Raw genomic sequence first — 16,205 nt, forward strand, 5'->3', positions numbered from 1 at the left:
TTCAATGCCCTCAAAAAAAGATGGGGTGATGATCATACTTTCCTCGCCTTCTGGTGCAGGTAAAACTACTTTAGTAAAGTTGCTATCAAAAAAGGATAACTACGAAATTTCCGTTTCACATACTACTAGAAAACCTCGCCCAGGGGAGATTAATAATAAAGATTATTATTTTATTAACGACAATGAATTCAAAAGATTAATTAAAAATGAAGAATTTCTAGAATATGCGAAAGTATTTAATAATTTATATGGCACAACAAGGACACAAGTTATTGATAATTTAAACAAAGGTAAAAATGTTTTGTTTGACATTGACTGGCAAGGCGCAGATCAAATAAAAAATAAAAAACTCGATTTCAAGTTGATTTCATTTTTTATCTTACCTCCAAGTAAAGAAGTATTATTTCAAAGATTATCTAACAGAGATATGAGAGATAAGTTGATTGCAGAAGAAAGAATGAAACAGTTTGAAAGAGATGTTTTGCATTGGATAAATTATGATTATGTAATCATAAATGACGAAATAGAAAAATGTTATAATAAAATTGATAATCTTATAGAGGCAGAATTAAATGATGGTTCTAAAGATTATGATTTAAATTTTATTAGAAATCATATTGAAAAACTAACTTCGTAAATTCTCATATTCTTCTGTAAGTTTGTAATAAGTTTTAAAATCTAAATTTTGAGGTCTTAAATTTAAATCAATATTAAGTTTTTTCAATATCCTTGGATCACCATTAAAAATTTGATTGAATGGTTTTTTAATCATTTTTCTTCTATTGCTAAAAAAAACTCTAGTAATTTTTTCTAAATTTTTTGGATTATTAATTTTATAAAAATTTTTTCTTGGAGAAAAAAAAAGTAAACTACTATATATCTTTGGCTTTGGTAAAAATGAGTCAGGTTTTATATCACATATTTTTTTAATAATTAGTTTCCAATTTGCCAGAATTGATAATCTTCCATAATTTGAATTGTTGTAGCTAGCTACTATTCTGTCTGCTACTTCTTTTTGAAACATTAAAACTAAATTCTCAAACCAAAAATTATTATTTAAATTAATTATCCATTTGCTTAAAATTTCTGTAGATATATTGTATGGCAAATTACCAAAAACAATTACTTTTTCTTTAAATAACAAGCGTTCGTCAACATTTAAAATATCATCGTTTATTATTTTTAAATTTTCTTTGAATTGTTCTTTCAATTTATTTGCAAGGTTATTATCTTTCTCAATTACGGTAAAATTTTTAGGTTTTTTATTTAAAATATATTTCGTAAGGTTACCTGTGCCAGGTCCTATTTCTAATATAGTTTTGTTCTCAATAGCAACACAATTGACTATTTGATTTAAAACTTTTTTATCAATTAAGAAGTTTTGACCTAAACTTTTTTTTGCTCTTATCAATTTTTATCTAAAAATGAGATTGCTCTCATTAAACTAAGAGGGTTTGATTTATTTTTTCCAAGCATACGTTCATTTGGTCCATGATCAGGAGATATTCTTGTAAATGGCAATCCCAAAGTTATATTTATAGCATCATACTCAAATAATGTTTTTAATGGAGATAAAACTTGATCATGGTACATGCCTAGAATCACATCATATTTAGAACGGTTTTGTTTCAAAAAAATTGTATCTGAAGAGAAAGGCCCAAAGACTTTTACATTTTTTCTTTTTAAATAATTGATAGCGGGAGCAACTATTTTTTTATCTTCATCAAAAGAACTTACAGTTTCACAATGAGGATTGAGTCCTAATACAGCTATCTTTGGTTTCATTTTTAATTTTTGTCTATAAAAATTATTAATAAGTTTTGCTTTATCAATAATGAGTTTTTTACTAATACTTTTTGAAACATGTTTAATTGGAACATGAGTTGTAATAGGACAAACAGAAAGATCTTTATTAAATATTAGCATAGCATTATTTTTAACAAAAAATTTATCTGATATATATTCAGTAATTCCTAACTTTGTTTTACCTAAAAAAGTTTTTTTTGATATCGGACCATTAATTAACTTATTAGTAATTTTTTTTTTAATAAGATTAGTTGCAACTAAAAAAGATTTATTAATATAATTGTTTGATTTTTTTGAAATTTTTTCAAATGGTTTTTTCTGATTATATTCTACATTTATTAAATTTATGACTTTATTATCTAAGGAATAATTTTTAATTTTTTTTACATTAATTATTTTAATTTTTTTATTTATTTTTAATTTTTTCATTTGCAAAATTAATAACTTTTGAGATGCTATTAAAATTAGAGGACTTTTAACTTTTATTTTTATAGCTTTAAAAAAAATCTCAAGAAATATACTATTGGGTTCACCAGCTACAATCAGAATTGGTTTAAAGTTCATCAATTTTTATTTCTTTTTTAATTTTGTTAAAATAAATATTGGCAAATTGATTTAATTGTTGATTTGTTTTAACTTTAACAATTTTTTCAATTTCTTCATTTAAATTAAATTTTTTTTTTATTTTTTTAATATCATTTACTTTTAGGATTAAAAATCCTGCTGGAACTTGAATTGGTTTCGTATATTGATTGATACTAAGCTTAGAAATTTCATTTTTTATTTTTGAATTTAAAGTATTTTCATTAATCCATCCAACATTTCCTCCTAATGAAGATGACTCAGATATGCTGTGAATTAGTGCAGCATTTTCGAAACCTTTTTCATTAATATCATTCTTAATTAAATCTAACTTTTTTTTGAAATTATTCATATTCTTCAAATCAAATAGTATTTCTGATAATAGATAACTATTTGTGATTAAATTATCTTCAGACATTAGATTTTTTTTAATCTTATTTTTATCAATTTTTAGATTTTTTGAAAATTTAGAATAAATTAATTGATTCCAGGCAATTTCAATTTTTAACTTTTTATTTACTTCCTTGATATCCACACTACTTCTTTTAAGATATTGATTAAATTCTTCTTTAGAATTCAAACCTAATTTGACAATCATAGACTCCATCAAAATGTTTAAATATTGCTCTTCTACATCCAACTTATCAATATATTTAAGCAATTCCTTATGTTTGATTTTTTCTCTAACTAGTGAATCCATTGATAGTTTAAGGACTCTTTTTTTTTCTAAATTTTTAATATTTGGATTTAAAGCAGTTAAATAATTTATTTCTTTTTCTAAATCTATTGAGGTTATTATGTCATTATCAATTTTTAAGAGTATTTTATTTTCTAACGAATTTGCATATGAACAAAATAAAATTATCAATATTAGAAAGCTTAATTTTTTAATTGTATAAGTTATCATCAATCTCTTGTTCGTATGTTGTTAGAGGATAGAACGTGATTGTAAACAACAAGTCTTCTGTTGGTACTAGCTCTCTGTCTTCATAATAGGTTTTTCTATATTTAATACCTGCTGTTAAACAATCATTTTTATACTCATAAACTAAGTCATAAAATTCAGTTAAATTTAACTTTCTATTTCTTCTACTATTAAAAGATAAATAATTATTTTCATTAAATTGGTATTTTGTTGAGTTTTCTATGGTATTAGCACTCCCCATTACACCATTTTTTTCAATAAAATTAAATGTAGTAACAAAATTATTTAATGAAAAAGTAGAATTAATTGAGTTGTATTCAACTTTATTTAAGTTGTTTGTAACAGCAAAATCATATTCTAATGTCCAAAAATCAGAAAATCTATTTTCTATTGAACCGAAAATATTTGATTGTTTCTTATTTAATGTAGTTGATTTAGAAATTTCATTAACTTCTTCATTTCTAAAAACTGTAGCAACATCAATTTTAAAATATTTATTATAATCTACTTTATCTTCCACATTGTAACCTAATCCAATTGTTAAAGATTCACCTGACTCCAGGGTATCTTCCATTGCGAGCCTGTTTATATTAAATATATTATTTACATTTATTCCTCTACCAACGTTTGAATAATTTTTCATATCAGTTGGATTAAGTCTTAAAGATATTTTTGGAGTTAATTTGTTTAAATTTGTCTGACTTTTTTTTTCTAATGGTAATTCACTAGTCAGTTCAAAAATACTCATTAATTCTGATGATGGACTTGATTTATATTCAGTATCATTTTTTCCTACTGCATTAAGATTCTTAAGATAAATATTTATATTATTTTTTAATCCTGTATTAAATATATAGTCATTACCTAAATAATTTAGATTATTAATAATATTTGTTCTTAGATTGTTCGTATTTTTTAAATTATTATTTCCTTTTGAATTTAAGTTTATAGATCCATTAGCAAAATTTGATGAAAGGTTTTTAGAAAAATTATAATAAGGTAAAATATATTGATACCTATCACTATTTTTTAATTGTAAATTTTCGTAAGATTTGAAACCTGCATTAAAATTAAAACCTTTATTTTTTAAATTTAATTTTATTTCACTTGTTAAATTATCAGAGTCCTTTGGTTTAAGATTAGTTCCAGTTAAGTTATTATCAAAAATTTTTAAGTATGTGTCATTATTTACTTTTTCGATATTGACATTGATATCACTAATCAAATATTCATCTAAATTCAAATCTAACTTAAGTTTTGTGAATAAATGTGAAATACTAGTTTTTTTCTTAGTAATTGAAGATTTAAATCCATCAATATACGCATAATCAATTTCAAGTTCAGAATTTTTATTAACTTCCCTATATTCATTTTGCAACATTAGTATATCTTTATCAAATATTGTTGGCTTAAAAGTATAATCTTTATTAACATCTATAACTTTGTAATAAGGTAAATAAATTGATGATCCCAATACTTTAGAGTTGTTTAATCTTGGTTGCAAAAAACCTGATTGTCTTTTTACCGTAGGATCAGGATGAAAAAATTTAGGATAATAAAATATTGGAATATCATAAAGTTCAAGAACTGCATGATCATAAATTAATTGTTTTTTGTTTTTATCATGTTTTATTTTTTTAGCTTTAATTTTCCAAGGTGGACATTTTTCATTTTGAACTTCGCAACTAGTAAAAACCCCATTTGTTATTGTTGTTATTCCCCCTTCTTTAATTGATGTAGAGCCAAACAAACGTGGATCATTTCGTGAGTTGTCAAATATATTTTTGTGAACATAAATCTTAGGATCCTTAGCTACAAAGTCTTTATTTTTCAAATCAATTATACCATTTGAAAAATAGTATTTATCACTTGTTGGTTTTTCATTCTCTGTAATAATCAGAATGTTTTCACCTTTTAAAGTTTCAGAATCAATTAAATAATTAAATTTATCAACTATAAATAAGTTTTCCTCTAAGTCTTTAATGGTAGTATTGAAATTTGAAGACAGTTCTTTTTTAGAAACATAAAATATTAAATTTTTTGAAATAATACTATATTTTGATTGTACCAACGATGTTGTTTTTCCGGTTGTGATGATTTTTTCTTGATTTTTAAAATACGTTATATCTTCTGAATTAATTTGATAATTTTCAATTTTGTTTATTACTTCAACATTTCCTTCTGCGTTAAATATATTGTTAATTTTATCATAACTAAAGTTTTTACCTGTAATCAAATTTCCTTTGTCATCATTTGCAGTCGAATTTTCTTTTGTTACTAGTTTTTCCTCATTTTTAAAATAGGTCGCGGTCTCACTTGTTATTGTTAACTTATTGACACTGTCTTTTAAGATTACATTTCCATAAGCATTTAAAATATTTGTTAGTTTATTGTATTCAAAGGTATCAGCAGTAATCAAATTTCCTTTGTCATCATTTGCAGTCGAATTTTCTTTTGTTACTAGTTTTTCCTCATTTTTAAAATAGGTCGCGGTCTCACTTGTTATTGTTAACTTATTGACACTGTCTTTTAAGATTACATTTCCATAAGCATTTAAAATATTTGTTAGTTTATTGTATTCAAAGGTATCAGCTTCAATAGCGACTCCATTCACAGTACTTGCTTTACCTCTTTTTAAACCTTTGAAAATATTTCCATTATTTTCAATTTTTACTTCAGTTACATCAAAATTAAATTGATCATCAGCAACTAATTCAGAGAATATTAGATTATTAAAAAAAATTAAAAAAAAAACGTAAATAAATATATTTTTATTTTTCATTTATTTTATTTAACATTAAACTGACTGAAAAGAGTAAAATTAATAATGGAATACTTAATGAAGTGCCAATAGACAATTTTTCTGTTGAACCCATTATAAAAAAGAAATTATTAATATAGTAAATTATTACTGAAAAAAACAATCCTAAAGAAATTTTAAATGTTGTACTAGTGAATTTTTTAATTTTAAACATTGTAAGTGCTGCAAAAATAGTCATTAAAAGCATATATAATGGATAAAGAATTATTTTCATTAACTGAAGATCTATATCTTTAATCGAATAATTTAAATTTTTATAATTTTTCCTTAATTCTAAAAGTGCAATAATATTTAATGACGAGAGATCGGAATAAAGTCCTTTAATTCTATTTAGATCAAAATTTGTTTTAAATTTTAATATTTTCTTATTTTGTTTTTCATTGTTTGTAATAATTTCTGCATCATTAATTAACCATTCTTTCTTTGAAATATTTATTTTGTTACTTTTTATTTTTCTAATAGAATTATAATTTAAATCGAATTCACTTATGAAACTATTAATTAGATTTCCTTTTTCTATTTTGGAGGAATTAATTATCATAATCCTATTTTCTACTTTATCTCTTATCCATAAACCATTTTTTGTAATTACAGCTAAGTATTTTCCATCTTTAGTATATGGGGATTTGAGTTCTAAATATAAATTCTTTAAATTAGCAGAAAAACCATAAAATCCTATAATAATAAATAAACCTGTTATTAAAGAAATAAAGCTCAAAATAGATAAAATTTTTGTATTTTTTAGACCAGAATATTTAAAAGTTTCAATCTGGTTATTTTCAAAAAGTTTAATAAAAAATAATTGTCCAGTAATAAGAAAAATAAAAGGAAACATTTCAAAAATTACTGATGGTGAAATCAATAAACTCAATAATAATGGTGTAATAATCTCTATATCTATTTCTTTAAAAAAATCTAATTCACTTAATAAACTCATTATGAAAACTAAACTGAATGTAACCAAGGTAGAGTACAAAAAAGCTTTATAGAAAATAATTAAAATAAATTTTATATAAGTTTTCATATATTTATTTTAAACTTTAATCTGAAATAGTAGATGAAAGTAATGTATATGATAAATAAAATTGCAAAAGGAATAAAAATAAATTTAATATTATTAATTAAAATTACATCTATAAATCTTATAGTTGTTTCAGAAAAAATTACTGTAAATAAACCCAATAAGAAAACTAAAATTTTTATTTTAAAATAATGAATATTTTCTTTAGACGTGATTATTAATAAAAGAGGAATTAATGTCAAAATTGGTATATAAATGGGAACTAACAATCTCTTATAAATTTCTCTTAAGATATTAATTTTATTTTCATTAGAACAATTTTCGATTTTAGTATTTAGTGATTTTATGAATTTTAATTTAATTTTGTAGAGTGTACTCATACATTCAATGAGCTTTAAGCTAGGGAGTTCCTGTGTTTTGATATAAGTAGTAGTATTTGTTTTAGATGCATTTAGTGCAAAATTAAATTTTGAAAACCCAATAGTAGTTATCTTATTATTATTTACTTTAATGTTTTCACCATTAAACAAAACAAGATAAGGTACACCATTTATCTCTTCTAAAATTCCTTTCTTTGCGTGAATAGTTTGAAAATTATCTGGATCTTTTTCTTTTTTTATAAAAATATTTTTAAAGTTTCCTTGAATATCTTTTTTTTCAGTATAAATAGTTGTTCCTTTAATTGTGTCATTAAATTTTTGAGGCTTAATAAAATTTCCATAAAAATTTATTGTAGAAGTTCTTAGATATGATCTTGCAATATCCTGTGATTTTGGAACTAGATAACTTGTAAATAATATTTGTAAAAGTAATATAATTAACGAAAACTTTAGATAAAAATTTACTATATCAATTTTGTTTATTCCAAAGTTCCATAAAATCATTAATTCATTATTTAACTCATGTCTAATTGTGACGTAAAATAAACTAAAAAATAATACAAAAGGCATTAATTTACTTAATATTTTTGGAAAATTTAATATAGAAAATTTAATATAAATTAAATAATTCCTTCCATCTTCAATAATAATATCAAGAAAATTAACAGCCTGAAAAACCCAAATCACTATACTAGCACTAATTAAAGCAATACAGAAAAAAACCAGATAATCCTTTAATAACTTTCTAAATAAAATTTTTTTCATTGAAATGTTATAATTTTAAACATATATACCACCCTACTCGTGCAGAGTGTATTAAAAATTATGTCTATTTCTATCAATTATAAAAATTTCTCACCAAAAAAAAAATCATCAAATTACGTTTTTTTTGTTGATGAAAAATTAAATATTTTAAATTTAAAAAAATTTATTTCAGGCAGTGAATTTTCATTTATTGCTGATTTATTAAAATCCAAAGAACCAAAAAAAAAAATATTAGATTTTGACGTTAATTCTAAAAAAAAAATTATATTAATTTCATTAAAAAAAAAACAAAGTAATTCTGATTTAGAAAACCTAGGTGCTAACTTTTATGTTCTTATCAGAGATTTCAAACAAAATAATTGTATAATTAATTCTGAAACTTTATCAGAAGAAAACAAATACTTTTTGGGATATTTTTTGCATGGACTAAGATTAAAATCTTATAAATTTGAAAAATATAAGACTAAAAAAGAGAATAAAAATATCTTTTTAACTGTCGTTGGTAAAAATAAACTATTTTTAAAAAACCAAATAAAATTTAAAGCTATAGAGGAGGGGACTTTTTACACAAGGGATTTAGTTTCAGAGCCAGGCAATGTTTTGCATCCAGATGAATATGCAAAAAGATTAAAAACTTTGTCTAAGATTGGTTTGAAAGTAAATGTTTATGATGAAAAAAAATTAAAAAAACTTGGAATGAATACTTTGTTGGGTGTAGGTCAAGGTAGTATTAGAGGTTCATATTTAGTAACAATGGAATGGAAAGGTTTAAAAAATAATTCTAAACCATTAGCTTTTGTAGGAAAGGGAGTATGTTTTGATACAGGTGGAATTTCACTTAAGCCAGCTAAATTTATGGAAGATATGACTTACGACATGGCGGGATCAGCAGTAGTTGTCGGGTTAATGAAGACCTTGGCTTTAAGAAAAGCAAAAGTAAATGCAGTTGGTGTTGTTGGGTTAGTTGAAAATATGCCAGGAGGAAGTGCTCAAAGACCTGGAGATATAGTGAAATCTTACAGTGGAAAAACTGTTGAAATTTTAAACACAGATGCAGAAGGTAGATTGGTTCTCGCAGATGCACTTACTTACACAGAAGAAAAGTTTAAACCAAAATTTATTGTTGATTTGGCAACATTAACAGGTGCAATAATTGTTTCATTAGGATCTGAATATGCTGGTTTATTTTCAAATGATGATAATTTGTCAAAACAATTAATTGAAGCTGGTGAAAAAGTTGAAGAAAAAGTTTGGAGAATGCCTTTAAATAAAAATTTTGATAAATTAATAGACTCTAAAAATGCTGATATGCAAAATATAAATTATGTTGGAGGAGCAGGCTCAACAACCGCTGCTCAATTTTTACAAAGATTTATTTTAAAGAAAACACCGTGGGCTCACCTAGATATAGCTGGTATGGCATTCTCTAAATATGGAGGTGCATTAAATTCAGGTGGAGCTACAGGTTATGGAGTAAGATTATTAAATAAACTAATAGAGGACAAATATGAGTAATATTGAACAAACTTTATCAATTATAAAACCAGATGCAGTAGAGAGAAATCTCGAAAATCAAATAAAAGAAATGTTTAAAAACAACGGTTTTTCTATTTTAAAAGAAAAAAAAATTCAAATTGAAAAATCTGAGGCTGAAAACTTTTATAGAGTTCATGAAACAAAGCCATTTTATAATGATTTGTGTGAATACTTATCTTCAGGTCCAATAGTGGTGATGGTACTTGAAAAAGAAAATGCTGTGTTGGAAAATAGAGAATTAATGGGAGCAACTAATCCTAATGATGCTGAAGAAGGTACAATCAGAAAGAAATATGGGATTTCAATTGATAAAAATTCTGTTCATGGATCCGACAGTGTTGAAAATGCAAAAATTGAAATTGATTTCTTTTTTAAAGATTAAAGACTTTCAAAATAGCTTTTGGATATAATTTGTGTTCTTGAGTTAAAATTCTTTTAGAAAGACTATCTGGAGTATCTTTCTTTAAAATTTTAACCTTTTTTTGAAGGATTATTTTCCCAGAGTCCAATTTTGAATTAACAAAATGTACAGTACATCCTGAGTATTTGTCTTTATTTTCTATAGCTCTTTGATGGGTATTTAAGCCTTTGTATTTTGGTAGTAAGGATGGATGAATATTTAAAATTTTACCCTTAAAATTTTTAATGAAATTCTTTGAAAAGATTTTCATAAATCCTGCTAAGCAAATTAATTCAATTTTATTTCTTTTAAGCTCATTAATTATTTTTTTTTCTGCAATTTCTTTATTTTTGAAATTAATTATTTTTTTTTTTATTTTGAAAATTTTTCCATATTTTAAACCTTTAGCTAATTTATTATTGGTAATGATTAGCTTAATTGAAATAGGTGATTTTTTAAATTTAGAAAACTTAATCAGTGATTTTAAATTACTACCTGTTCCAGAAATAAATACTGCAGTTATAATTTTATTTGTTCCAGTTGACAGAACCATTTAATTTTACTTTATTTTTGCCATTAATAATTTTTCCAATTACATATGGTTTGTAATCTTTAGGAAAATAACTTTGAACTTTTTTTAGGTTTTTTTTGTTGATAATTAAACAAAAACCAACACCGCAGTTAAATGTTTTTAACATTTCATTTTCTGGTATTCCATTTTTTTTAAGCCAATTAAATATTTTTAAAGTTTTAATTTTGTTTAAATAAATATCTGCTACCATGTTATCAGGAATAACTCTTTTGATATTATCCGCAAGTCCTCCCCCTGTAATATTTGCACAACCATTAATAAGATTTTTTGAAATTATATTGATTATTTCTTTCACATATATTTTTGTTGGTTTCAAAAGTTCTGATTTTAAAAATTTATTTTTATTTATATTAATTTTTTTTTTATTAATCACATATCTTACCAGTGAAAAACCATTTGAATGTAATCCGTTAGATGGTATTGCTAATATTAAATTATTTTTTTTGATTTTATTTTTATTTAAGATTTTATTTTTACCTACAACACCAACAGCAAAACCAGCTATATCAAATTTACCTTTTGAATAAGTACCAGGCATTTCTGCTGTTTCTCCACCTACAAGTTCACAATCTGATAGTTTACAGCCCTTAACTATTCCTTTAATGATCGATTTAAGTTTAATTAAATCAATCTTGTTTATTGAAATGTAATCTAAAAAAAGCAACGGTTTTGCACCTTGAACAATTAAATCGTTTACACTCATTGCTACAAGATCAATACCAATTGTATCAAATTTATTTAAAGAATTAGCTATTTCAATTTTAGTACCAACACCATCTGTGCAAGCAACTATTTGAGGTTGCTTTATGTTACTTGGGATATTTGAAATAGAACCAAAGCCCCCAATATTAGAAAACTTTTTTTTGCCCCTTTTTTTTGATGATACTGATGAAATGAAATTTACAAACTTATCAGCAGCTTTAATGTTAACACCACTTTTTTTATAGGTAAAATTTTTATTATTCATTAAAATATTATATGAGGTGTTTTTCAAAATTTATTAAACAGAAGAGTTTATATAATCTTTTTCTATTTCTTGCTTTATTAAATATTTTTTTTTCCACAGAAAATAGTATTGCAAAAACATTTTCTATAAAAGAAATTGAAATTTCATCTCCATTTAATGCCTCATTTGACAAAAATAAGATAATAAATCGAGGTTTTGTTGAAGCATATGAGGAACTTATTTTAACCATAGCTCAAAGCAAAGATCAAAAAAAACTTCAAAACACATCAACTAAAGAAGTCAAAAGTTTAGTTGAAACATTTTCTATTGTTCAAGAAAGTTTTATTGATGAAATATATAATCTTACCTTAAATGTTGAATTTAATAAAAAAAGTTTTTTTGAATTATTAGAAAAAAAAAATGTATTCCCTTCATCTATTATTCGAAAAGATTTAATTTTTTTTCCAATAGAAGTAGATGAAGAAAAAAATGAAATATTTCTTTTTTCAGAAAGTCAATTATTTAAAAATTGGAATTTTAAAAAAGAAAAACACCATCAACTAAATTACATTTTACCAAACGAGGATATCGATGATTATAATTTAATTAAAAAAAATATTAACAATTTAGAAGATTTTGATTTTAGAGAAATTTCAAAAAAATATAATTTTGAAGATTTTATTATAATGATTGTTTTTAAAAATAATCAAGAAATTCGAGTACTTAATCAAATAGTATTTAACAAGAACCAAAATTTAAAAAATTTTAAATTCAAAAATATCAATTTAGAAAATTTAGATGATTTAAAAAAATTCATAGATAAACAAAAAATAGTTTTTGAAGATTATTGGAAATTAAAAAACATAATAAATACATCAATTAAATTGGATTTGACTATATCAGTTGATAATAGCAATATAATTAAAATCGATCAGTTTGAAGAAGCACTTTCAAGTATAGAATTGGTTAATAAATTTAATATATTTAAATTTGATAATAAAAAAAATATTTACAAAATAATATTTAATGGTACCCGAGATCAGTTCTTAAATGTGATGAAAGACTATGATTATTTTTTTGAAATCAAAAATAAAATTTGGGTATTAGAATGAAATCTTTAAATCAAGAAATCTTAAAATTTGATTATGAACAAAACTTTCAAGATCAGGATTTTTATGTATCAAAATCTAATGAATTTTCATTTTTATTATTGAATAGTTGGCCTAAATGGGAAAAAAATTTTATAAATTTAATTGGCGAAAAATTTTCTGGAAAATCTCATTTAATTAACATTTTTTTACATAAATTTAAGGGTATTAAAATAAACGCAGCTGATATTAATAATGAATATTTAAAAAAAATTAAAATTTATGAAAATATAATTATTGAAGATTTAAATAAAAATATTGATGAAAAGTTATTATTTACTTTTTTGAACAATATTGAGCAAGACAACAAATACTTAATTGTTACTTCAACCAAACCTATAGTTGATTACTCCTTTGAATTAAATGATTTAAATTCTAGAGCTAAAAATTTTATTTTATCAAAGATTGATAAACCAGAGGATGATTTATTATATGCCCTAATATTAAAAAATCTTTCTGATCGTCAGATATCAATTGATAAGAAATTAATAGATTTCATTATAAAAAGAATAGATAGATCCTATGGCAAAATATCTGAATTCATATATAAGATCGACGAAATTAGTTTAAAAAGGAAAAAACCAATCGATTTTAAAATTATTAAAGAAGCTTTAGGAGATTAATTGAGTAAATATAGAACACATACTTGTAACAAATTAAGAAAAGAAGACGTTGATAAAAAAGTATTTCTTTCAGGCTGGATCAATAAAAAACGAGATCATGGTAACTTATTATTCATAGATTTAAGAGATAATTACGGTGTCACACAATGTATTATAGATAAGGATAATAAAAATTTCACAAACTTAGAAAAAACTCAATTAGAAACTGTAGTTAAAATCGAAGGTAAGGTTGTAGCTCGATCTGAAGATACAATTAACAAAGAAATAGGTACAGGAGAAATTGAGGTAAAAATTGATACTTACGAAGAACTAGGTTCTTGCAAAGAATTACCGATGCCAGTTTTCAGTGATCAAGAATATGCTGAGGAAATAAGGTTAAAATATAGATTTCTGGATTTAAGAAGAAAAAAAATACATGAAAATATAATCTTAAGATCAAAAGTTATTTCACACATTAGAAATGAAATGACTAAATTAGGTTTTTTAGAATTCCAAACACCAATACTAACATCCTCTAGTCCTGAGGGTGCTAGAGACTTTTTAGTTCCAAGTAGATTAAATCCAGGGAAGTTTTATGCGTTACCTCAAGCGCCACAACAATTTAAACAACTAATTATGGTATCTGGTTTTGATAAGTATTTTCAAATAGCCCCTTGCTTTAGGGATGAGGATGCAAGAGCAGACAGAAGTCCAGGTGAATTTTATCAACTAGATTTAGAAATGTCTTTTGTAGAACAAGAAGATGTTTTCAATGTTGTTGAAAAATTAATGGTTAATACTTTTAAAACATTTTCGAATAAAAAATTATTAAATGATAAGTTTCCAAGAATTTCTTACAAAGAAGCAATGTTAAAATATGGAAGTGATAAACCTGATTTAAGAAATCCACTTATAATAAATGATATTACTGAAATATTTACAAGAGAAGATGTATCTTTTGAAATATTTAAAAAGTTAGTAAAATCTGGTTCAAGAGTAAGATGCATAATAACAAAAAATACTAAGGATAAACCAAGAAGCTTTTTCGATAATATTGATAAATGGGCTAAAGAACAAGGAGCATCAGGTTTGGCTTATTTTACATTTGAAAAAAATACTGAGTTATCTGGCAAAGGACCTATAGGAAAATTTTTTTCAGAAGAAGCATTGTCAGAAATAATGAATTTAACTAATGCAGAAGTAGGGGACAGTATTTTTCTAGCTTGTGGCAAACAAAATGAATTAGAAAAAATAACTTCTCAGGCAAGAAATAAAATTGCAGAAGATTTAGATTTAATTGATGAAGATGTTTTCGCGTTTTGCTGGATAGTTGATTATCCAATGTTTGAAAGAGATGAAGTAACCAATAAAATTGAATTTAGTCATAATCCATTTTCTATGCCACAAGGTGATTTGACAGAAAAAGAACTTGAAAATCCTCTAGAACTATTGGCTTATCAATATGATATTGTTTGTAATGGTATTGAATTATCCTCTGGCGCTATAAGAAATCATAAACCTGAACTTATGTATAAGTTATTCTCAATTGCTGGTTATGATAAGCAGCAAGTAGATGAAAAATTTAGTGGTATGATAAATGCATTAAGTTATGGTGCTCCACCTCACGGGGGTATTGCTCCTGGAATCGATAGAATTGTTATGTTGTTAGCTAATGAAAAAAATATTAGAGAAGTAACAATGTTTCCAATGAACCAAAATGCACAGGATTTGATGATGAACGCTCCATCTGAAGTTAATCCTGAACAGTTAAAAGAATTGAACTTGTCTTTAAAAAATAAAAAATAAAATTATTTTTTACCTTTAAGACTTATTTTAACATCAGATAAATCAACTAGATTTTTTTTATAGTTATTTCTTACAAATCCTTTGCTAGTAATATCCTTAACAATTTTTAATAATTGATTTTGATCTTCATTTTCTTGATCATTTGTATCATTTCCACCAATTGCAGGAGTATGTGCAAGATCTTCTCTATTTTGGTAAGATATAGCTAACTCTCTAAAAATATAATCTAAAATAGATGTAGCGCTCAATATTCTATCATTTCCATGTACTTTACCTGATGGTTCAAATTTTGTTCCCACGAATGCACTTATAAACTCATCCAATGGCACTCCATATTGAAGACCTAAAGAAACTGCTATAGCAAAGTTATTCATTAATGCCTTAACTAGTTCTCCTTCTTTACTTGTGTCGATAAATATTTCTCCAATTTTTCCATCCTCATATTCACCTGTATGAAGATAAACTTTATGATCTCCAATTGTAGCTTTTTGAATATAGCCTTTTCGTCTGTCAGGCATACTAAATCTTTTCCCACCTTTTTCTGAGGACTTGTTTAAGTTTTGAACGACGGTTTCTTTACTTATAGAATTTTCACTTGTACTTTTTGAGACAATTTCAATTTTTTTATTTTCAACTACTTTACTATTATTTGGATCTAAACTTTTAGTTTTTCTATTATCTAATTTGACATCTAAAACTTCGAATTTACCATCGTCTCTTTTTTCTAAGTTTTTAAGCTCTGTTTCATTAATATCGTCTAAGTAATGATTTACCTTAAAGGTACAAGTGTAATAAGTTTCTACAAGATATTTTGCCATTTTACCTCAGTTTAAAATTAGTTTGAAAATAGATTCTTTTAATTTATATACTTATTC

Annotated in this window: 15 protein-coding genes; 6 read left to right on the plus strand and 9 right to left on the minus strand. The window is 24.2% G+C overall.

What is annotated here, in order from left to right; all coding sequences use genetic code 11:
• Positions 1 to 4: 4 nt before the first annotated feature.
• A complete protein-coding gene (gene gmk, locus ACTTBO_RS03220; protein ID WP_440656379.1) occupies positions 5 to 637 on the plus strand; it encodes a guanylate kinase in 633 nt (210 codons plus the stop codon).
• On the opposite strand, the gene rsmA is transcribed toward gmk, so the two are convergent.
• Genes rsmA through ACTTBO_RS03250 form a run of 6 tightly spaced genes read right to left on the minus strand, consistent with a single transcriptional unit; the run spans position 626 to position 8,300 of the window.
• Complete coding sequence (gene rsmA, locus ACTTBO_RS03225; RefSeq protein WP_440656380.1) at positions 626 to 1,411, minus strand: 16S rRNA (adenine(1518)-N(6)/adenine(1519)-N(6))-dimethyltransferase RsmA; 786 nt, start codon at positions 1,409 to 1,411, stop codon at positions 626 to 628. The genes gmk and rsmA overlap by 12 nt on opposite strands.
• Positions 1,408 to 2,370: a 4-hydroxythreonine-4-phosphate dehydrogenase PdxA gene (locus tag ACTTBO_RS03230; RefSeq protein WP_440656381.1), complete on the minus strand. Its 963-nt coding sequence runs from the start codon at positions 2,368 to 2,370 to the stop codon at positions 1,408 to 1,410. The genes rsmA and ACTTBO_RS03230 overlap by 4 nt, the downstream gene beginning before the upstream one ends.
• A complete protein-coding gene (locus tag ACTTBO_RS03235) occupies positions 2,360 to 3,295 on the minus strand; it encodes a peptidylprolyl isomerase (protein WP_440656382.1) in 936 nt (311 codons plus the stop codon). Before ACTTBO_RS03235 ends, ACTTBO_RS03230 begins: the two co-directional genes overlap by 11 nt.
• Complete coding sequence (locus ACTTBO_RS03240) at positions 3,276 to 6,095, minus strand: LPS-assembly protein LptD (RefSeq protein ID WP_440656383.1); 2,820 nt, start codon at positions 6,093 to 6,095, stop codon at positions 3,276 to 3,278. Before ACTTBO_RS03240 ends, ACTTBO_RS03235 begins: the two co-directional genes overlap by 20 nt.
• Positions 6,085 to 7,158, minus strand: a complete 1,074-nt coding sequence (locus tag ACTTBO_RS03245) for an LptF/LptG family permease (RefSeq protein ID WP_440656384.1) — start codon at positions 7,156 to 7,158, stop codon at positions 6,085 to 6,087. Before ACTTBO_RS03245 ends, ACTTBO_RS03240 begins: the two co-directional genes overlap by 11 nt.
• Positions 7,155 to 8,300, minus strand: a complete 1,146-nt coding sequence (locus ACTTBO_RS03250; protein ID WP_440656385.1) for an LptF/LptG family permease — start codon at positions 8,298 to 8,300, stop codon at positions 7,155 to 7,157. The genes ACTTBO_RS03245 and ACTTBO_RS03250 overlap by 4 nt, the downstream gene beginning before the upstream one ends.
• A 60-nt stretch (positions 8,301 to 8,360) precedes the next feature.
• Between ACTTBO_RS03250 and ACTTBO_RS03255 the strand changes: the two genes are divergently transcribed.
• Entirely contained in the window at positions 8,361 to 9,815 is a 1,455-nt protein-coding gene (locus ACTTBO_RS03255) for a leucyl aminopeptidase (protein ID WP_440656386.1), read from the plus strand.
• A gap of 1 nt (position 9,816) precedes the next feature.
• Positions 9,817 to 10,218, plus strand: coding sequence for a nucleoside-diphosphate kinase (ndk, locus tag ACTTBO_RS03260; protein WP_440657125.1), 402 nt, complete (start codon positions 9,817 to 9,819; stop codon positions 10,216 to 10,218).
• On the opposite strand, the gene purN is transcribed toward ndk, so the two are convergent.
• The gene (purN, locus tag ACTTBO_RS03265; protein ID WP_440656387.1) at positions 10,208 to 10,789 is read right to left on the minus strand and encodes a phosphoribosylglycinamide formyltransferase; all 582 of its coding nucleotides are present in this window, start codon (positions 10,787 to 10,789) and stop codon (positions 10,208 to 10,210) included. The genes ndk and purN overlap by 11 nt on opposite strands.
• On the minus strand, positions 10,764 to 11,795 hold the full coding sequence (gene purM, locus ACTTBO_RS03270; protein WP_440656388.1) for a phosphoribosylformylglycinamidine cyclo-ligase: 1,032 nt from the start codon (positions 11,793 to 11,795) through the stop codon (positions 10,764 to 10,766). Before purM ends, purN begins: the two co-directional genes overlap by 26 nt.
• 11 nt (positions 11,796 to 11,806) lie before the next feature.
• Here purM and ACTTBO_RS03275 point away from each other — a divergent pair, with 11 nt between their 5' ends.
• The 3 genes from ACTTBO_RS03275 to aspS are packed head-to-tail and all read left to right on the plus strand — an operon-like array spanning position 11,807 to position 15,330.
• Positions 11,807 to 12,886 carry a DUF2066 domain-containing protein gene (locus tag ACTTBO_RS03275; RefSeq protein ID WP_440656389.1) on the plus strand — a complete coding sequence of 360 codons (1,080 nt, stop codon included), beginning with the start codon at positions 11,807 to 11,809 and terminating at the stop codon, positions 12,884 to 12,886.
• Positions 12,883 to 13,545, plus strand: a complete 663-nt coding sequence (locus ACTTBO_RS03280; RefSeq protein ID WP_440656390.1) for a DNA replication protein — start codon at positions 12,883 to 12,885, stop codon at positions 13,543 to 13,545. The genes ACTTBO_RS03275 and ACTTBO_RS03280 overlap by 4 nt, the downstream gene beginning before the upstream one ends.
• Positions 13,546 to 15,330, plus strand: coding sequence for an aspartate--tRNA ligase (gene aspS, locus ACTTBO_RS03285; protein ID WP_440656391.1), 1,785 nt, complete (start codon positions 13,546 to 13,548; stop codon positions 15,328 to 15,330).
• 2 nt (positions 15,331 to 15,332) lie between these two features.
• Here the strand turns inward: aspS and ACTTBO_RS03290 are convergent, their stop codons facing one another.
• The gene (locus tag ACTTBO_RS03290) at positions 15,333 to 16,148 is read right to left on the minus strand and encodes a TSCPD domain-containing protein (RefSeq protein ID WP_440656392.1); all 816 of its coding nucleotides are present in this window, start codon (positions 16,146 to 16,148) and stop codon (positions 15,333 to 15,335) included.
• Positions 16,149 to 16,205: the final 57 nt, after the last annotated feature.

This window comes from Candidatus Pelagibacter sp. HIMB1509, assembly GCF_052047855.1.
Taxonomy (GTDB): Bacteria; Pseudomonadota; Alphaproteobacteria; order Pelagibacterales; family Pelagibacteraceae; genus Pelagibacter.